Raw genomic sequence first — 19,928 nt, forward strand, 5'->3', positions numbered from 1 at the left:
AAACAAACTAAAAATCGTAAAATGAAGTTTTTTATTGACACAGCTAATCTTGATCAGATTAAAGAAGCACAGGATTTAGGAGTTCTTGATGGTGTAACAACCAATCCATCTCTTATGGCTAAAGAGGGAATTAAAGGAACTAAAAACATCAAACAACACTATGTTGATATTTGCGGTATAGTTGATGGAGATGTAAGTGCTGAAGTTATTGCTACAGATTTTGAGGGTATGATTTCAGAAGGTGAAGAACTTGCTGCTCTTCATCCACAAATTGTTGTAAAAGTTCCATGCACAAAAGACGGTATTAAAGCCGTAAAATATTTAAGTTCCAAAAATATTAGAACCAATTGTACTCTAATATTCTCTGTTGGGCAAGCTCTATTAGCTGCTAAAGCTGGTGCTACCTATGTTTCTCCTTTTGTAGGAAGACTTGATGATATTTCAACTGACGGTATCGAATTAATACGTCAAATAGCAGACATGAATAGTTATTACGGATTCGAAACTCAAGTTTTAGCCGCATCTATTCGTCACACCATGCACATGATTCAATGTGTTGAAGTAGGTGCTGATGTTGCAACTTGTCCGTTAAGTGCAATCACAGGTCTTTTAAAGCATCCTCTTACTGATAAAGGATTGGAACAATTTTTAGCTGACTACAATAAGTTAAATGGGTAAAACTACTCGGAAAAAAATTTTAAAAAGGGATGTTTCGACATTCCTTTTTTTTATTGCAATACTATACAGAAATTAATAATATGTTGTGGATTGAAAATAAATAAGACAGAACAAGTTAACCTTACGCTCGAAACTTTTATCTTTATTTCCCGAAATAACCCCTAACCACTACAGTAATGCTTATAAAATTGTATCCTGATAACCCTAATCATAGGGAATTTCAGCGAATCGCAGATGTATTAAGAGATGGAGGCGTTGTTATATATCCCACAGATACGGTTTATGCAATCGGATGTGATATAACCAATAACAAAGCCATCCAAAAAATAGCTCGTTTAAAAGATATATCTGCTGATAAAGGAAACTTTTCGATTATTTGTAACAGCTTAAGCAATCTTTCTGAATATGCAAAGGTTGATAATGCATCGTTTAAAATAATGAAGAAAAACCTACCCGGTGCATTTACTTTTATTCTACAAGCGAGTAACAATGTTCCCAAGCTGTTTAAAAGTAAAAAGAAAACCGTTGGCATAAGAGTCCCCGATCACTACATTCCTTTAGGAATTGTTGAAGAGTTAGGAAACCCTATAATGACAACATCAATTCATGATCCCGACGAAGTTATTGAATACACTACCGATCCGGAACTGATACATGAAAAATACAATAAGGATGTGGATTTGATAATAGATGGTGGATATGGAAACAATACAGCATCAACAGTGATTGATTGCACAAATGGTGAGTTTGAAATTATCAGGCCAGGAATTGGAGAACTTACATATTAAACAAAATATTTGTATAAAAAAATGCCGATAAGAAAATTCTTACCGGCATTTTTCATATAAGTTTCTTCAGTACTATGCTACTTTTCCTGATGATTTTAATAAGCTTACACGTAACAGAATATGTCCTCCAGGTCGGTTTCCAATAAACTCTGGATGATATCCTGCATTCTCTAAATCAGTTTTTACCAAACGAATTAGTTCTGATGCAACATTTTCGAAATGATGTGTCGCGACTACCTTACCTTTGCTAAAACTTTTTTCAAATTTCGTCAATACTTTTTCTGACTCTCTTTTATATTTCGCGATTTCTTTTTCAATTAAATGATTGTACTTTTCAATGTTCTTCATGAGTTTAATTAAAGGTTGTTCAAAATGTAATAGACTGTAATATTAATAAATCTATTTACGGTAAACATTATAAAATGTTATATTTTCATGATAAAAGTTTTCATTTTACTGACTAAAAGAAAAAATCAATTATTTAAGGATTCTGAATAATAGACAGTTTCACTATTTTAAGTGATTTATTATTTTTAATTAAAATCGCAAAATGTGACCAGAACAATTTATTAAATATAAAAAAAGAGAACTCCAAAGTTCTCTCTCCTACTAATATTTAATTAAATATTTTAATTAATGTCTCCAAAATGAAGGCGAAAACAACACCAAAACCGTAAACAACTCCAATCGTCCTAACATCATTAAAAAAGCAAGAAACCATTTTGCCAAGTCAGGTAATTTATAAAAATTCTCCATCGGACCAACTTCACCAAAACCTGGTCCAATATTACCAAGTGTGGTAGCTACAGCACTAAAAGCTGAATAAATATCAGGAGTCCAAAGCGACATGAGAATTGATGATATCATGAAAATGATGACGTAAAAAACAAAAAAGGCCAAAATATTGGTTACAGTCTTCTGATCTACTACATGCTTATTATAACGAATTGGAATTACAGCATTAGGATGAACCAAACGTTTTAATTCATAAAAACTATTCTTGAATAAAAGTAAAATACGAACAACTTTCACTCCTCCTCCTGTTGACCCAGCAGATCCACCGACGAAAAACAATACAAAAATCAACATTCCCAGAAATGGTGTCCATAACAGGTAATCAGCGGTAGCATAACCTGTTGTTGTAATTATTGAGACAACTGTAAATAAACTATCTCGAAATGCCTGCTCTCCACTTATATTGCCTGCTGCAAATAAACCCACAGCTATTAACAAACTAAAAAGTAAAACAACAATTGTATAAAATCTAAACTCCTCATCTTTAAAAATTTTTGTTGCCTTTCCCGTAATAACAGCATACGACAATGTAAAATTTGTACCCGCAACAAACATGAAGAAAATTATAACATACTGAAGATAAGGAGAAGTAAAAAAGCCAACACTTGCTTGTTTTGTAGAGTATCCACCAGTTGCCATAGTTGTTAAGGAGTGATTAATGGCGTCGAAAAATGTCATTCCCCCTGCAAATAACAATATGGTCTGAATTAATGTAAACAACATGTACAATCCCCAAAGGTTACGTGCAGTCTCTTTAATTCTTGGCGTTAATTTATCAGGAGCAGGACCAGGAACTTCGGCAACAAATAGTTCTCGTCCTCCAATTCCTAATGTTGGTAATATTGCAAGGAACATCACAATTATCCCCATACCACCCATCCATTGGGTAAGTGAACGCCAAAAAAGAATACCATGTGGCAATTCCTCAATATTGTTTAAAATAGACGATCCGGTAGTGGTAAATCCTGACATAGTTTCGAAAAATGCATTTGTTACGTTAGGTATAGCACCACTAAACAAATACGGTAAACATCCGAATATCGAAAATACAACCCATACTAAACTAACAATAATATATCCCTCTCTTTTCCCAAGATCCTTCTTTACACCTTTCGAAGTAAGATAACTCAAAGAACCTACAACTAGAGTAATTAAACCAGCTTTTAAAAAAGCTAAGGAATCAGACTCACCATAAATTAAGGAAACAATTAAGGATAGAAATAAGAAGAAGCTTTCTCCAACTAGAAGCTTCCCTAAAATATTCAGAATAATTTTAAACTTGACCACTTTTATCGGCTTGAGATTTTATCCAAAGATATCATTCTAAGGACTGAAAAAAAATTAAGTTATTGATTCTTCCAAAAAGATGGAACAAAAATAATTAAAAAGGTGAATAACTCTAATCGCCCCAATAACATTAGGAATGATAATATCCATTTGCCGGCATCTGGAACTTGCGCAAAATTATTCATTGGACCAACCGTTCCCAAGCCTGGACCTATTCCTCCCATTGTAGTAGCAACTGCACCCAAAGCTGAGATGAAATCTAAACCGACTAGTGTCATTGCAAAACATCCAATAAAAAACACCATAAAATACAGGATAACGAAAGCGAGAATTTTCGAAATAATGTCTTGTCCAACCATGTCGTTATTGTACCGAACAGGTAAGACTGCCGAAGGGTGTATTAGGCGCTTAAATTCTAAAAGACTATTTTTAAAAAGTAACAAATGACGAAGAATTTTCACCCCTCCAGAAGTGCTACCAACGCATGCTCCTGTAAACATTAATCCAAAAATAAGAAATAGAAGATACGGATGCCATAATGTATAATCAGCACTCACGAAACCTGTACTAGTGATAACTGAAGTTACCTGAAAAAGAGCATCTCTAAATGATTTCTCAAATGATCCATGATCCAAATAAACAAGGGTGACTGTAATAACAGAAGTTACAAATAGAATTAATGCTACATAAACTTTAAATTCATGGTTCTGAACTATTTTTTTAACATTCCCTTTTATAGCAAAATAGTGTAAAGTGAAATTGGTTCCTGCTAAAAACATGAAAACAATAAGCACATATTGAATGTAAGGTGAATAATTAACAATACTTTCATTTTGCGTTGAAAATCCGCCTGATGCTAAAGTTCCAAATGAATGGCAAATAGCATCGAAAATCCCCATCCCTCCCAATGCTAAAAATATAGTTTCCAATGCGATTAATAGCATGTATATTCCCCATAAACGTTGAGCTGTTTCTTTAATTCTTGGATGCAATTTCTCAGGAGTAATTCCTGCAGCTTCTGCATTGAACATCGCCATACCTCCAAATCCAAAAATTGGTAAAATAGCAATTGTCAATACCAAAATTCCCATTCCACCCAATAAATGGGTTAAAGATCGCCAAAATAAAATTCCATGAGGTAATGCTTCAATATTAGATATAACAGAAGCACCTGTAGTAGTGAATCCCGATATTGTCTCAAAAAAAGCATTTGTAAATCCATCAACATAGCCACCTAGAAGAAATGGCATTGCACCAAAAATTGAAAATATAACCCAAACGAAACTTACTATAATAAAAGCTTCACGCTTACCAATATCCTTTTTACATTGGTAAGTAGAAAAGTAAGTAATTGTACCAATAATCAAACTAATAGATGCCGATTGTACAAATGTGTAAAAATCACCATCTCCATAAAAAAATGCAACTGCCGAGCTAATCATCAGGAAAAAACTTTCCACGACCATTATTATCGACATCACGTAAAAAACAAATTTCCAGTTAAGCATTACAACCAGGTTTTATTTCTACTATGTCAATTAAAAATTAACAGAAAATAAGAAGCCAAATTCAGCGAATTTGGCTTTGGGAAGTCTATTTAAAAAACTTTTCGACTTTTTTAATTGCAGAAGGTAAAGTAAAAACAACTACTTTATCATTCACTTGAATTTGAACATCACCTGTAGCGATTATCGATTCATCGCCACGAATGACACCACCAACATTAGCATCATCAGGAAAATTAATTTCACTCAATCTACCTTTTGTAATTTTCGAACCTTCCTTCGCTGACAATTCCATTACCTCAGCTTCTGAAACAGTTAACCACTTGCAATGCTGAACATCTGCATCCATAGTAAAACGATAAATGTAACTTGCTGCCAATAGCTTTTTATTAATCATGGTTCCTACACCAATATTGTCAGCCAAATCGATATAATCGATATTTTCTACCTCGGCAATTGTACGCTTAACGCCCATTTTCTTTGCTAAAAGGCAAGCCAAAATATTTGTTTCTGAGTTTCCAGTTACCGCAACAAAAGCATCCATTTTATGAATTCCTTCTTCTTTTAGTAACTCCTTGTCTCTACCATCTCCATTAATCACGAGAGTATCTTGAAGACGATCTGCCAATTTCAGACTCTTCTCTTTATCAATCTCAAGTAATTTAAGGTTCATTTTTTTACCTAATTCCATTGCGGTTTTTTGTCCTATACGACTTCCGCCCAAAATCATGGCATTTTTAATTTCGTATTTTTGCTTACCCGCCAAAAGCATCACCTTTTCAATACTTTCCGGTTTACTAATTACAAAAACTAAATCTCCTCTTGAAAATCGATTATGACCGCGAGGAATAATGGTTGTATCTTCTCGTTTTATTGCTACAGCTCTAAAATCAACATCAGCAGTCATTTCCGCAACTTCTGCCATGGTTTTGTCCATCAATATTGATTTACTGCTAATTTTTATTCCATATAGCAACAATCTACCACCAGAGAACTCATACATCTGCCTAGTTCCTGATCTTGAGAGATAACTGATCACCTCTTTGGCCGCTAATTTCTCTGGATAAATTAACTCATCAATTCCCAAACTTTGAAGATATTCTTTATTCTCAGGAATTAAATACTCTTGATTATCAATTCTTGCAATGGTTTTAATCGCACCAAGTTTCTTTGCCAGAATTGTTGAAGTAATATTTGTCGTTTCAGATTGCGTAACGGCAATAAATAGATCAGCTTTCTTTACACTAGCTTCTCTCAAGTCTTTTAAAGAAGCACTCGAACCAACTATGGTTAATAAATCTAGATGGGAATCGATCTCCTTCAACTTCTCTTCATCATTATCAAGTAAAATAATATCATGATCCTGATGACTCAACATCTTCGCCAAATGAGTTCCTACAGCTCCCGCTCCGGCAATAACAATCTTCATAACTTTATTCCGTTAACATTAATTGGAAAAATTCGTCGGCAAATTAACACATTATCGAGCAAATTAGATAGCAATTTGTTAAAAAACATTAAAAGCCAAGCTCTCTAAATTACCAAAACAGATTTAGAATACAAAGGCGCTATTTGAATGATTATCTTTTATTGGTTAATCTTATTTCTTTGTAGATAAGATGTAAATTAATGCTCCTGATTCCCTTACATTATGCACATTATCTATTTCGTTCGCATTAATATTATCCAATTTATCTAAGTCATTTTTATAAACTGATGCATCAAAAACAGTCAATCTTTCTCCAATTTGTTTTGTTAAGATATCCTTTGATTTCAATGCGCCTTTTCTACAGACAACTATATCGGCATTCAAACTATCTAAAACTGCAGTAATATTTCCTATTCTCCTACCAATAAACACAATATTTTTCCCTCCAATTTCTCTACAATCAATATCTTGTATTGTATCAATTTCAATATTTGTGATTTCTTTATGCAAAAAATAAGACTTTGTCAATCGTTCTCTTTTTTGTTCATCAAGTTTCTCATCCAATAATAGAATTGCTCTATTATTATCACAAAAACCAACTAAACTATTTCTTCCTGCATTAAATACAACAAGCTCTGTTTCAACGTTATTAAATTTCGAAATTAATCCAGGTAATTGATATAATACTAAAACCATTAACAAAGTAAAAACTGCTTTTTTCCTTTTTAAAAAGAGAATAAAAATTAGACTGAATAGTAAGAAATAAAGCAGAGTTACCTGATAACTGGAGAATGTACAATCCCGAATAACAGCTCCTGGCAATTCTTGAATCTTAACAATCAACCAATTCACTCCTTCTACCGAATGCTGAAGAATCCAGGCTAGTGGATTCGAAATCCATTCTACATTTGCAAAAATTAATAATAGTGCTGATAAATAAATTAGCAAGCCTGCCATTAATATGACCACATATCCCGAGAGTAAAAAGTAGGTAGGAAATTGATTAAAATAATATATAGCTAAAGGGAAAGTAGCTATTTGTGCAGATATTGCCACTGTTGTTAGTTGCCAAAATTTTCGTAATATGAAATTTTCTATATAAATCATTTTATCAAATCGAGGCTGAAAAAATACAATTCCCGCCACAGCCAGGTACGAAAATTGAAACCCAACGGTAAATAAGAGATACGGATCAAACAATAGTAAAAAACAGGCTGATGCAGCCAAAGAATTAAAAATTCCACCTTTACGATTTAAAATCCCTCCCACTATAATAAAACTAAACATACAGGCTGCTCTCATTACAGATGGTGACATTCCTGTTAACAATGCATACATCCATAAACACGCCAGTAATAAAAATCCTTTAAGCCAATTCCCACCTCGCATTTTTGTAAGAAATCCCAAAAGATAATTCATCACCAAAAAGATAATGCCTACATGCAGTCCCGAAACTGCAAGAACATGCATTGCACCAGCATCAGCCCAAGCACGTTTTAATTCCGGGTCAAGATTTGTTTTAGAACCTAGTGTAAGAGCTGCCAGAATATCATAACTTTCATTTACAATACCCTTATCTCTATAAATATTTAGCAAATTGCTTCGCCACTTTAATGCAAGTAACCTTAAGCTTTTCGAAGTGGTACCATCAATTAACAACCAAGAATTCGAATCCAGATAAGATGAATACAAAATATGCTGTGTTTTCAAATATCCAGCATAATCGAACTCGTAGGGGTTGCCTGCATTTATAACTTTATTCAATTTGGTATTAATCAGCAACTGATCACCTGGTTTCAATAGAAACGCATTAGAATCTTTTTGCAGATATAAAATACCCTTGGCTGTTTCTTGATTGATATTGTTTAAGCTTATGGCTTCTTTAATCCTAACCACACAAGCAAAAGATTTCGTCTTTTCCGAAGGAGTATCAAGTAGTTCTACCCTATAATACTGACAAGAATCACAACTTTGTATGTGCATTGCCTTATCTATAGTATTCATTCGAAATGCTGATAATCCTACCAATAGGATAGATAAAAACAAACCAAAAAATACTCCATATGAATATGATTTTCTAAAGCTCGGAATCGAAATTATTGTAAGAATACCAAGAAATCCCAGAAGCAAGAAGAATTCCCAAATAAATGCCTGTATAGTGACTGAATTGGCGAAACTAATCCCAATTATTAAAGGCAATAATATACGTAAGAAAGGATGCTGACGAATGAGTTCCCGAAATGACATCACAAATACATTAATGGTTCATTCAATTTAACAATTCTCTAGGTAAAAACAAAGCCCTTACTTTTTAAGTAAGGGCTTGACTAACTAATGTTCAGATATATTACCTAAAACTAAAGGCAATACCTCCAGTAATTGTATTGTATTCTTGTATTGTATAATCACCAAATATTTTAAAGAATCCTAAGTTGAATCTTGTTCCAATTGTTGCTCTAACACCACTGGCATCAAAATCAACTGAAACTGGATCGGTAACGGTTTCTTTTATTGTTGAACCTGTTCCTTCTAATGTATATTCCAAATCGTAGGTTCCCTTAATATCAACATCCATTTTAGCTGTATTAAACCCAACAGCACCATAAAACTCAATAAGTTTTAAATTAACCGAAGCAATCGCCTGAAATGTATAAGCATTCGTAGTAAATTCCATTTTTTGACCACTTCCGCTCAAATCTGATTCTTCCTGAATATCATATTCTGCAGTTAATTGAGTAAATGCCACTAACGCAGAAATATCAACAGGAGTTTTGTCAATCTTCAGCATCTTAGATAAACTTTTTTGCAGACCAACACCAAACATTCCAACTTCCAAATCGGAACCACCAACTTTAGGTAAATATCTAACTTTTAAATCCGAATTGATTCCAGGAATACCGATTCCAACCTGTAATGTTGCCGATGGAACGGCATTCATTGGTAAATCGTCGCCAATACCATCGGGCATTGTGAAATTTGTCAACTTAAAATCACCCATATCTGTTTCAATTCTGGCAGCTAAGGTGGTATTATTATCTCCTCCCATTAAAGTTTGAATTTCGGAAGATCCATTCACTAATGTGATATTCGAATAATCGCTAGCGACAAATTGAAATACTTCATCAGAACCAGGTACTTGCGCTAAATTGGCAACAAGAGTAATATCAAAACCCAATTTTTTATGAGTTCGACCGGTTGAGTACCAACCATTGTTTAATCCGTACATAAATCCTTTCGCAACAGGATTTACATAATTCTTAGTCAGTTTCGAAGCATCTTCAGTTCCTGCCAATAAAAATTGCTCTATATCCTGGGATTTTCCCATGAAAGGAACAAGTAAAATAAGTAGTAGAGTAAGTCTTTTCATCATATTTAGATTTTAATTAGAGTACATAGAGTATCAGCTAATACGCGAACAATTAAAATTTGTTTAATTATTTTTAAATGATTTCAAATCTTAAATTCCAATTTAAATCAAATAAAAGATATAATAAAACCGTATATCAATAAAAAAACCCTACCAAATTGGTAGGGTTTGAAATTATTTAGCCAGATTAAATCTGTACTTTGCTTTAAACTTTCCTTTTGTGATTCCAGCAAGTTTACCTTTAAGTAAACGCTTTTTAATAGGCGCACAATGATCGGTAAACATGATTCCTTCCAAGTGATCGTACTCGTGCTGAATTACACGTGCTGCATATCCCGAATACTCTTCTTCATGAAATTCCCAATTCTCATCGTAATATTCAATTTTAATCGATTCCGGACGCTTAACATCTTCATTTAAACCAGGAATACTTAAACAGCCTTCAGACATTACCCATTCGTCACCGGTTCTTTCAGTAATTTTAGCGTTAATGAACATCTTTTTGAAACCCTCCAATTCTGGTTCTTCTTCGGCAAAAGATGAACAATCGATAACAAACATACGAATTGAACGACCAACTTGTGGTGCAGCCAACCCAACTCCATCGGCAAAATACATAGTTTGCCACATGTCATCCTTAAATTTTTCCAATTCAGGATAATCTTTATCAATATCTTTGGCAACCTTTCTTAAAACAGGATGACCATAAATAGTAATCGGTAATATCATTTCTTGTTGTTTTTTTGCTGAAATAAACTTAAAACATGTTGCGTTTAGCTTCCATGTACGATTGCAAAATAATAGTAGCACTTACCTTATCAACTAATGCTTTATTCTGACGTTGTTTTTTCTTTAAACCTCCATCAATCATGGTTTGAAAAGCAATTTTTGAAGTAAATCGTTCATCAACCATTTCTATTGGAATATCAGGAAATTTATTCTTCAATTTTCCCAAAAATGGTTTAATATATCTCATCGATTCGCTGTCCTCGTTGTTCAATTGTTTAGGATATCCAACAACAAAACACTCAACTGGTTCAGTTTGTACGTATTTCATCAAATAGTCTAATACATCCTTTGCTGCAACAGTATCCAAACCATTTGCTATTATTTGCATAGGATCAGTAACTGCCAAGCCTACTCGTTTTCTTCCGTAATCAATTGCTAGTAATCGTGCCAATTCTCTTATTTATACTTAATTTGAATTGCAAAGATATAAAATCCAAACAGATTTTATCATTTTAACTTGAAATTGAAAAGGAATATGAGTGCGAAGTAATTAGTTTTCCTGAAAAATGGTTTTAAGTTCTTCCACCATCTCTACGCGATCAAGGGTTAAAGTGCAGAATGTATTGTAAACAGATAGAAAACAATCTTCCCCTAAAGTTAATCCTAATTGATTTAATTCATCAGTAATACTAGCATTTAAAAGAGGTGTTTCTTTAATTACAATGGGAGATATATCTAACTCTCCTTTATGAAGTATAAATAAACCTGGTCTGTTTTTTATTTCATCAAGATTTTTGAAAGGTCCGCGAAAAGAGAATCGTCCGATATGCAGTGCCATTACAGTCATTTATTTAAACAAAAAATCAGGAGAATCTCCTGATCTTGAATGTAAGCATTATAAGTCAAACCAGCTTTATTTTTTTTTAGAAAAATATTTACTATTGATTTTATACAATTGCTATCTACTATAAAAATCAGGAAGAATAAAGTTAAAGGTTATTTGCTCTTAATTCTTTAAACAACAAAGGTTGCTTCTATCGATGTAGCCTTCGTAATTGAAATAGTATTATTTTATAGGAAAAACCATAACACAGTTGGGATAACAACTCCAATAAGAGCCAACTTCCAACCGCGCTTTTTAAAACCATTTTTTCCTTTTGTAATAATTAATCCAGTTACACATATCAGCAATACACAAATTGCAAAAATATCGGAATACCAAACCCAAACATCGCTTGCCGATTTATGCAAATCAACCATTTGCCCAAGTACAGGTCTGGTTCGAAAACTTTCTATTTGACCTTCGCCTGTAAAAGGATTGATATATGCATATGCATTCTCGAAATACAAATTGTACCCTCCCCTACGCCAAGCTGTTCCATTCAATTCTAATTCAATATCCTGCTTTTTTAATGCGACCCGAAAAAACTCATCTGTAATTGCTTCTTTATCCTTAGGCAGATCAAATTTCACATCAATAGTATCATATACATAGTCTCTTGGATCCCAAGATTGTCTATGATTTAGAGCGATTCCGGATATAGAAAAAGCGATTAGTAGACCAGCATAAAAATAAGAGAAGTCTCTATGCCAGTTTCTTAGTTTCAGATTCCAATTCATATTCTTTATTTTTCTTTATGTAAGTCAATTATCTGATAAACGAAGCACAAAGAAATAAAAAATGATTGCTTTTTGGAAAAGGAATTTATCCCAGTTTGAATATTTAACATTTCGGAAACAAAAAAAGGCTGCCTTAAAGACAGCCTTTTGAGTTTATATTACCATAATATCATTTCGGGTAATAAATCATTGTTCATATTTAAGAGAATTAACCCTTATTAGCCTTCTTTTCTCTTTTCGCGGCTTTTTTTTCCTTAGCTGTTTTAGCTGGCTCTTTTTTTACATTCTTCTTCGAATCTTGAGATTTTGCCATGACTTTATATTTTTAATATTGGTTTTTAATTCAATTGACTCTATTAGCCCTTATCTCATAAAATTACATATTTATCTTTAGTTTAATAATTATATCGAAACATTAGTTTTAATTTATCATTGATGATAACTCACATTAGATTGCTAGATTGATAACTGATATAAAACACAAAAGGCTGCCCCGGGGGACAGCCTTTCTATATATTGAGAATATAATTCTCTTAGTTTTGCTTCAAGTTTGCTTGAGCAGCAGCTTATCTCCTGTAAAAGGTGAACTGATAATGCCGATCGATATTTTAAAATAAATTGCAAACGAAGTGAAGTAATTTATTATTAAAATACATATCGGTATAAACGTGCGATAGGCACACGGAAAGGAGAACATGAAACATACTCCATACCAACTTCGTTACAGAACTCAACTGATGATGGCTCACCCAAAAGTTATTGCGCTTACGCAGATACCTAATTACGCTATAACTTCAAACCCAATCATCTAGTTGTGAAATTTCACTCAAGCCGTAAGGCTTTTACTTTTCTCCTTAAATGAGAAAAGTAAACAAAAGAATCAAGTCAATCGGATACTGTTCGGTTTTTCAAATCACCCTAGTGGCTCGAATCGCGTCCGATTGACGGCTCCCGTTCAAAGAATATCACCTTATAGTTAATACTTGCACAATAATATATAACACAAAAGGCTGCCCCGAGGGACTGCCTTTCTATATATTGAGAATGTAATTCTCTTAGTTTTGCTTCAAGTTTGTTTGAGCAGCAGCTTATCTCCTGTAAAAGGTGAACTGATAATGCCGATCGATATTTTAAAATAAATTGCAAACGAAGTGAAGTAATTTATTATTAAAATACATATCGGTATAAACGTGCGATAGACACACGTAAAGGAGAACATGAAACATACTCCATACCAACTTCGTTACAGAACTCAACTGATGATGGCTCACCCAAAAGTCGTTGCGCTTACGCAGATACCTAATTACGCTATAACTTCAAACCCAATCATCTAATTGTGAAATTTCACTCAAGCCGTAAGGCTTTTACTTTTCTCCTTAGATGAGAAAAGTAAACAAAAGAATCAAGTCAATCGGATACTGCTCACCATTCCAAATTAACCAAGTAGCTCGAATCGCGTCCGATTGACGGCTCCCGTTCAAAGAATATCACCTTATAGTTAATACTTGCACAATAATATATAACACAAAAGGCTGCCCCGAGGGACAGCCTTTCTATATATTGAGAATGTAATTCTCTTAGTTTTGCTTCAAGTTTGCTTGAGCAGCAGCTAAACGTGCGATAGGCACACGGAAAGGAGAACATGACACGTACTCCATACCAACTGAGTTACAGAACTCAACTGATGATGGCTCACCACCGTGCTCACCACAGATACCTAATTTGATATCTTTACGTGTAGAACGTCCTTTTTCACAACCCATACGAACTAATTGTCCGATACCTTCCTGGTCAAGAACCTGGAATGGATCATTCTTAAGGATACCTTTCTCAATGTAGATAGGTAAGAATTTACCAGCATCATCACGAGAATAACCGAATCCCATTTGAGTCAAGTCATTTGTTCCGAATGAGAAGAATTCAGCATACTCAGCGATTTGATCAGCAGTCAATGCAGCACGAGGAATCTCGATCATTGTACCTACTAAGAAATCAACTTCGATACCTTTTTCAGCGAATACTGCAGCAGCAGTTTCTCTGATGATACCTTCTTGCATTTGGAATTCTTTCAATGTTCCGATCAATGGAACCATGATCTCTGGCTTAGGATTCTTTCCTGCAGCTTTCAAATCACAAGCAGCTTCGATAATAGCGCGAGCTTGCATCTCTGTAATCTCTGGGTAAGTGTTACCTAGACGACATCCACGGTGTCCCAACATTGGGTTAAACTCGTGAAGAGACTCAACTTTAGCTTTAACGACAGATACATCGATACCTAATTTTTCAGCCATCTCAGCTTGAGAAGCGTCATCATTAGGAGTAAACTCGTGCAATGGTGGATCCAGTAGACGGATAGTTACACCAAAACCGTCCATAGCTTCAAGAATTCCAGAGAAGTCTTCGCGCTGAACAGGAAGTAATTTAGCTAAAGCAGCTTTACGACCTTCAACATCTTCTGCAAGAATCATTTCACGCATCTTCCAGATCTTATCGCCTTCGAAGAACATGTGCTCTGTACGACATAGACCAATACCCTTAGCACCGAATTCACGAGCAGCTTGAGCATCAGCTGGAGTATCAGCATTTGTACGAACATACATGCGAGTGTTACGCTCAGCCATGTCCATTACTTTACCGAAATCACCATCTAATGAAGGAGTGATAGTAGCAACTTTACCTTCGTAAACAACACCAGTAGTACCGTTCAATGAGATGAAATCACCTTCTTTGTACTCAACACCGTTAATAGTCATTGAAGAACCAGTAACTAAAGTGTTAGCAGCAGAAGAGATACAACATTTACCCATACCACGAGCAACTACAGCAGCGTGAGAAGTCATACCACCACGCTCAGTAAGAATACCTTCAGCAGCGTACATACCTTTCAAATCTTCAGGAGAAGTTTCGCGACGTACTAAAATTACTTTTTTACCAGCAGCAGCCCACTCTTCAGCAGCTTCTGCAGAGAATACGATTTGACCTGTAGCAGCACCTGGAGAAGCAGGAAGACCTTTAGAAAGCTCTTTAGCAGCCTCTAGAGCTGATTTCTCGAATACTGGGTGAAGTAACTCATCTAATTTGTTAGGCTCTTGACGAAGAATAGCAGTATTCTCATCAATCATACCTTGCTCTAACATATCTACAGCCATCTTAACCATAGCAGCACCAGTACGCTTACCAGAACGAGTTTGCAACATCCACAATTTACCTTGCTGGATAGTGAACTCCATATCCTGCATGTCAGAATAGTGATCTTCAAGCTTCTGCTGGATAGTATCAAGTTCTTTGTAAAGCTCAGGCATTGCTTCTTCCATTGAAAGGAAATCAGCTTTACGAGCTTCTTCAGAAACACCACCACGTTCAGCCCAACGCTTAGAACCTACTAAAGTAATTTCAAGTGGAGTACGAACACCAGCAACAACGTCTTCACCCTGTGCGTTGATCAAATACTCACCGTTGAATTGGTCTTCACCAGTTGCAGCATCACGAGAGAAACAAACTCCTGTAGCAGAAGTCTCACCCATGTTACCATATACCATAGCCTGTACGTTAACAGCAGTACCCCAATCGTCAGGAATACCTTCCATTCTACGGTAAAGGATAGCTCTTTCAGTATCCCATGAATCAAATACAGCACATACAGAACCCCAAAGTTGCTCCCAAGGACAAGTAGGGAAGTCAACACCAGCGTGCTCACGTACAACTGCTTTGTAACCTTCAACAAGCTCTTTAAGATCTTCAACTGTAAGTTCAGTATCTAATTTGTATCCTTTAGCTTCTTTCAACTCATCAAGAACAACCTCAAATGGGTTATGCTGTCCTTCTTCAGCCTCAACACCCATAACTACGTCACCGTACATGTGGATGAAACGACGATATGAATCGTAAGCAAATTTCTCGTTTCCTGATTGTTCAGCAACAATTTTTACTGTATCATCATTCATACCTAAGTTAAGAACAGTGTTCATCATACCTGGCATAGAAGCACGAGCACCAGAACGAACTGATAACAACAAAGGAAATCCTTCTTTTGCATCAAATTTTGCGTTCATTGCTTTTTCAGTGTCAGCTACAGCAGCCTCAACTTGCTCTTTGATCATTGCTACAACAGCATCTTTTCCAAGCTTGTTGTAATCAGTACAAACTTCAGTAGTGATAGTGAAACCAGCAGGAACTGGAACACCGATTAGATTCATTTCAGCAAGGTTAGCACCCTTACCTCCAAGCAAATTTTTCATGTCTGCTTTACCTTCGGCTTTACCGTCACCAAAAGTATAAACGTACTTAGTACTCATAATTATCGCTTTTTAGTTTTACACGTTAAAGTCCCACACAACAGGATCTTTAACAACAATTATATTATTAGTTCTTATTTATTTAAAACAATAAATGTAAAGGGATTAAGCATGATATTTGTCATGCAGAAATACGCACACAAAAGTAGCTTTCTTTTTTTAATTTTAAAAATATAATTGCGTGATTTAAGACGCTTTTCATTAGAAATTTTAGATGGTCGTACACTTTTCTTTTTCAAACGTTTGCGAAAAATTAAACTAAGAAAATCCAACTCAAAATCACACGATAAAAGTCTGTCGATTGACAGACTTTTATGTTCGATATTAACTAAAATTATCTCATAGGATATTTGTTCACTATCTCTTCAGGATTGAGTAGATAATCAAGATATTGAGCTCTGTAATAAATATCAGATGCTTTCAATTCACTATCTGATAATTTCCCTCTAAATTCATCAATAGATTTGTATCCTTTCTTATCCATCCATTCCTCTAACTCAGAAAGAACTTGTGCGATATAAGAAGGCATATTTTTATACAATGCGCTTACCATTTGAACAGTATTTGCTCCACTTAATAGCATTTGAACAACATCTTCGTATGTATAAATACCATTTGTACCACACAAACCACCTTCAATTTTCTTATACATTAAGCCTACATAGCGTAATCCTAATTTGAAATCGCCCTGATTGCTCAGATTAAAATTTGTAACATGACTTTCTGTATGGATATCAATTTCAGGTTGGAATAATCGATTAAATAATACAAATGCAGAAGCACCAGCCTGATCCAATCTATTCACAAAATTAAGAGTATTAGTATAATAAGGACTCAGCTTAATACAAAAAGGAATAGATAATCTTTCTTTAAGAATCTTTACTATTTTCACTTTCTCATCTTCCAATTGCTCCGCTGTTTTATCAACATCGCCAGGCATCTGATAAAAATTTAATTCCAATGCATCTACTCCAACATCTTCTAATTGTTTCGCATAATCGAACCAGGTTACATCGTATAAACAATTCAAACTAGCAATAACAGGAATATTAACATTCTTTTTTACCTCAGATAACTTTAGAATATGAGCTTTTGGTCCTGCGTGTTCCAAGGTTGGAAACAAAGATGTCATTTCTGCATTTCTATCAGCATACTCATCTAACTCATCGGAAAGTTGAGCTCGCTCCATTTGAATTTGTTCTTCGAACAATGATTTGTAAACAATTGCAGCTGCGCCAGAACGTTCCAATTCCTGTGCACCTTCAACTGTTGCGGAAAGGGTACAAGCCCCGACTATAATGGGATTTTTTAAGCTTAATCCCATAAACTCTACGTTTAAATTTGCCATATGATTTTGGATTAAAATATTTCAGGTAATACTAAATTTAATAAATGAACTTGATATATTCAACCAAAATCACATTTTAATCATTTGTATATCAATGCAAAATAGCTACAAGTCGCTAATTAAAGGACTTTCGAGTCTTTATTTTTTTTCATATGAAAGGCAGAATAAAAAGATCCACCAACTTATTATTCTGCCTTTTCGATCCGGAGTTATTCTGATAGGATCGATTAAATTATTTAGTTTTCTATTCATCTAAGGATCTGTAAGGATAATTATATATCCCATATTAGGGTGGACTGAACATTGATAATAGAGCATATCAGGATGGTTAGAATTGGGCGTAAAACTTAAAGTCCCATTTGTAGTCATGCCACCTGTTACACCATCAGTTATTTCTCCTTCTCCTTCACCTGTATCATTGGTACTAATATAAAATGGATGGCTTGGTGTATTGATATCAAAAACATATGTTGTACCTCGCGTCAAATTAAGTGTGACACCTTCGTTTCCATTTATGGTAAAAGCTACCGAATGACCTTGATTTGCCCAAGGATGGTTAGCTGTTTTCGTTGCCGCGCGAACAGTAAAATCAGCCACTGGATCTGGCTCAGGGCTTGGTGACATACCATCATCATCTCCTCCACTACTACAAGAGTAGATGGCAAAAGAGAATAAAATCGCGAACATGTAAATTAATTTCTTCATCTTCCTAAATTCTAATACCTACCATTTCACAATAAAAGATAAAGCTTAATACACGAAATAATTGTCGCATAAATGACATTAGCGCATAAAAAAAGGGATTCCAAAATTGGAATCCCTGTATTTTATATAGTGTCCCGTCCTGAAATAAGTTGACAGAAAATCGATTTATTTATGAAAGCAGCAGCAAATGATTCTTTTGTTTGAAAGAAATTCGAACTCCTTATTATTCATCCCAACACTTTCTAAAGCCTTGGCAAGATTAAAAAAACACACCCATGGGTTATTTACAACTTATCATGTAGCGACTGATTTATATTAAACATTAAGTGAAAAATTGTTATAGTAATAATATTAAATATACTTATATTAAGAGTCTACACCGAATGTTACACTATTACATAGAACATGATAGAATACATTATACAACAATTCATTCTTTGAATAAAATAAAGATAGTATCCTACTTCACTACACGCAAAATGTAATTTAGGATTACACGTTAAACTAAAAAATTATTACTTGTTTATCAATTCAAGATTTGATTTCTTCTTTAAATTACTTTTTAACATTTTTATCATTAATCCATAAATAACAAACTCACTCAACCTTTGCTTAGATCTAAACAGTCTGTTAATTGCCATATGGCAAAGACTATTAATAATAGAAATTTTCTCCTTTTTACTTAAAGAGTTAATCATCAATTCATTAACGCCACTACGTATCTCTTTAGTGTATAAATCCAACATATTCCGAAAGTTTTCAGGCCACATAGAATTATCAAAGAGTAAGTCAATCTCCTTACGCATTTTCCTAAACTTCTTATCCAATTGAATCTTCAAATTTCTATCATAACCAAACTCTTTTCCTAAACCATTAAACCACAGTTCTAAAAATTCAATTTTGTCCTTATCGCTTAACTTAAACTCAGATAAAAAAGTATCAATAATTCGAATACCTAAATATGGCAAATATCGCTCCTCTAGCAATTCTTTCAAAAACCTGAGAATAAAACTACTATCTACATAAAAAATATCTTCATAAATAGGAAAGCAATTTGCTCCATACCTTTCAAGTTCTCTTTTGTAGGAATCTAGTTTAATATCCCATATTATATCATCCTCAATTAAACTCTTTAAAGATAGATTTATCTCACTAACAACGACTCCAAAATTGGATATATTTGACAATAAAAATCGGACTCTTAGATGCTCATCTGGATCGGCATATCTAATAAAAAACCACTTTTTAATTATTTTAAGATCGGTAAGTTTTTTACTAAGAGGAAGAATATAATTAATTAGAATATTATCAGAACTTTTAACTCCTGTATAAATTTTGTAATAAACCCACTCTTCACCAGGTACAAATAATCTTTTCATTCC

At 34.2% G+C, this 19,928-nt stretch carries 16 protein-coding genes; 2 read left to right on the forward strand and 14 right to left on the reverse strand.

Translation table 11 applies throughout. The features are described 5' to 3' along the window. Positions 1–21 precede the first annotated feature (21 nt). Positions 22–678 (forward strand): fructose-6-phosphate aldolase, encoded by a 657-nt coding sequence (gene fsa, locus GCQ56_RS10395; protein WP_152734399.1) that lies wholly within the window; start codon positions 22–24, stop codon positions 676–678. A gap of 176 nt (positions 679–854) precedes the next feature. After that, a complete protein-coding gene (locus GCQ56_RS10400) occupies positions 855–1,466 on the forward strand; it encodes an L-threonylcarbamoyladenylate synthase (protein WP_152734400.1) in 612 nt (203 codons plus the stop codon). 72 nt (positions 1,467–1,538) lie between these two features. On the opposite strand, the gene GCQ56_RS10405 is transcribed toward GCQ56_RS10400, so the two are convergent. The 14 genes from GCQ56_RS10405 to GCQ56_RS10485 form a co-directional block, all read right to left on the reverse strand. Then, positions 1,539–1,814, reverse strand: a complete 276-nt coding sequence (locus tag GCQ56_RS10405; protein WP_152734401.1) for a hypothetical protein — start codon at positions 1,812–1,814, stop codon at positions 1,539–1,541. 285 nt (positions 1,815–2,099) lie between these two features. After that, entirely contained in the window at positions 2,100–3,548 is a 1,449-nt protein-coding gene (locus GCQ56_RS10410; protein ID WP_299993521.1) for a TrkH family potassium uptake protein, read from the reverse strand. Positions 3,549–3,607: 59 nt separating this feature from the next. Further along, positions 3,608–5,056, reverse strand: a complete 1,449-nt coding sequence (locus GCQ56_RS10415) for a TrkH family potassium uptake protein (RefSeq protein WP_152734402.1) — start codon at positions 5,054–5,056, stop codon at positions 3,608–3,610. 85 nt (positions 5,057–5,141) lie between these two features. Beyond that, entirely contained in the window at positions 5,142–6,482 is a 1,341-nt protein-coding gene (gene trkA, locus GCQ56_RS10420) for a Trk system potassium transporter TrkA (protein ID WP_152734403.1), read from the reverse strand. A gap of 171 nt (positions 6,483–6,653) precedes the next feature. Then, positions 6,654–8,729: a ComEC/Rec2 family competence protein gene (locus tag GCQ56_RS10425; protein WP_152734404.1), complete on the reverse strand. Its 2,076-nt coding sequence runs from the start codon at positions 8,727–8,729 to the stop codon at positions 6,654–6,656. 100 nt (positions 8,730–8,829) lie between these two features. Then, positions 8,830–9,852, reverse strand: a complete 1,023-nt coding sequence (locus GCQ56_RS10430; RefSeq protein ID WP_152734405.1) for a DUF6588 family protein — start codon at positions 9,850–9,852, stop codon at positions 8,830–8,832. A 171-nt stretch (positions 9,853–10,023) separates the two neighbouring features. Next, complete coding sequence (def, locus tag GCQ56_RS10435; RefSeq protein WP_152734406.1) at positions 10,024–10,578, reverse strand: peptide deformylase; 555 nt, start codon at positions 10,576–10,578, stop codon at positions 10,024–10,026. A 28-nt stretch (positions 10,579–10,606) separates the two neighbouring features. Then, a complete protein-coding gene (gene ruvX, locus GCQ56_RS10440; RefSeq protein ID WP_152734407.1) occupies positions 10,607–11,029 on the reverse strand; it encodes a Holliday junction resolvase RuvX in 423 nt (140 codons plus the stop codon). Positions 11,030–11,128: 99 nt separating this feature from the next. Further along, positions 11,129–11,416: a hypothetical protein gene (locus tag GCQ56_RS10445; protein ID WP_152734408.1), complete on the reverse strand. Its 288-nt coding sequence runs from the start codon at positions 11,414–11,416 to the stop codon at positions 11,129–11,131. Between the two features lie 233 nt (positions 11,417–11,649). Beyond that, a complete protein-coding gene (locus GCQ56_RS10450) occupies positions 11,650–12,198 on the reverse strand; it encodes a PepSY-associated TM helix domain-containing protein (RefSeq protein WP_152734409.1) in 549 nt (182 codons plus the stop codon). Between the two features lie 1,577 nt (positions 12,199–13,775). Further along, complete coding sequence (gene ppdK, locus GCQ56_RS10470; RefSeq protein WP_152734413.1) at positions 13,776–16,493, reverse strand: pyruvate, phosphate dikinase; 2,718 nt, start codon at positions 16,491–16,493, stop codon at positions 13,776–13,778. A 334-nt stretch (positions 16,494–16,827) separates the two neighbouring features. Continuing rightward, positions 16,828–17,841 (reverse strand): dihydroorotate dehydrogenase-like protein, encoded by a 1,014-nt coding sequence (locus GCQ56_RS10475; protein WP_152734414.1) that lies wholly within the window; start codon positions 17,839–17,841, stop codon positions 16,828–16,830. A 252-nt stretch (positions 17,842–18,093) separates the two neighbouring features. Next, complete coding sequence (locus tag GCQ56_RS10480; protein ID WP_152734415.1) at positions 18,094–18,528, reverse strand: hypothetical protein; 435 nt, start codon at positions 18,526–18,528, stop codon at positions 18,094–18,096. Between the two features lie 533 nt (positions 18,529–19,061). Further along, the gene (locus GCQ56_RS10485) at positions 19,062–19,925 is read right to left on the reverse strand and encodes a thiopeptide-type bacteriocin biosynthesis protein (RefSeq protein WP_152734416.1); all 864 of its coding nucleotides are present in this window, start codon (positions 19,923–19,925) and stop codon (positions 19,062–19,064) included. Positions 19,926–19,928 lie beyond the last annotated feature (3 nt).

This window comes from Marinifilum sp. N1E240, from assembly GCF_009295825.1.
Classification (GTDB): Bacteria; Bacteroidota; Bacteroidia; order Bacteroidales; family Marinifilaceae; genus Marinifilum_A; species Marinifilum_A sediminis.

Excerpts from the sequence above, each read along its gene's own strand:
- GCQ56_RS10405 (WP_152734401.1), bottom strand. The coding sequence starts at position 1,814 with ATGAAGAACATTGAAAAGTACAATCATTTAATTGAAAAAGAAATCGCG.
- GCQ56_RS10415 (WP_152734402.1), bottom strand. The coding sequence starts at position 5,056 with ATGCTTAACTGGAAATTTGTTTTTTACGTGATGTCGATAATAATGGTC.
- trkA (WP_152734403.1), bottom strand. The coding sequence starts at position 6,482 with ATGAAGATTGTTATTGCCGGAGCGGGAGCTGTAGGAACTCATTTGGCG.
- GCQ56_RS10485 (WP_152734416.1), bottom strand. The coding sequence starts at position 19,925 with ATGAAAAGATTATTTGTACCTGGTGAAGAGTGGGTTTATTACAAAATT.
- GCQ56_RS10475 (WP_152734414.1), bottom strand. The coding sequence starts at position 17,841 with ATGGCAAATTTAAACGTAGAGTTTATGGGATTAAGCTTAAAAAATCCC.
- GCQ56_RS10425 (WP_152734404.1), bottom strand. The coding sequence starts at position 8,729 with ATGTCATTTCGGGAACTCATTCGTCAGCATCCTTTCTTACGTATATTA.
- GCQ56_RS10480 (WP_152734415.1), bottom strand. The coding sequence starts at position 18,528 with ATGTTCGCGATTTTATTCTCTTTTGCCATCTACTCTTGTAGTAGTGGA.
- GCQ56_RS10400 (WP_152734400.1), top strand. The coding sequence starts at position 855 with ATGCTTATAAAATTGTATCCTGATAACCCTAATCATAGGGAATTTCAG.
- ppdK (WP_152734413.1), bottom strand. The coding sequence starts at position 16,493 with ATGAGTACTAAGTACGTTTATACTTTTGGTGACGGTAAAGCCGAAGGT.
- GCQ56_RS10450 (WP_152734409.1), bottom strand. The coding sequence starts at position 12,198 with ATGAATTGGAATCTGAAACTAAGAAACTGGCATAGAGACTTCTCTTAT.
- GCQ56_RS10445 (WP_152734408.1), bottom strand. The coding sequence starts at position 11,416 with ATGGCACTGCATATCGGACGATTCTCTTTTCGCGGACCTTTCAAAAAT.
- def (WP_152734406.1), bottom strand. The coding sequence starts at position 10,578 with ATGATATTACCGATTACTATTTATGGTCATCCTGTTTTAAGAAAGGTT.
- GCQ56_RS10430 (WP_152734405.1), bottom strand. The coding sequence starts at position 9,852 with ATGATGAAAAGACTTACTCTACTACTTATTTTACTTGTTCCTTTCATG.
- fsa (WP_152734399.1), top strand. The coding sequence starts at position 22 with ATGAAGTTTTTTATTGACACAGCTAATCTTGATCAGATTAAAGAAGCA.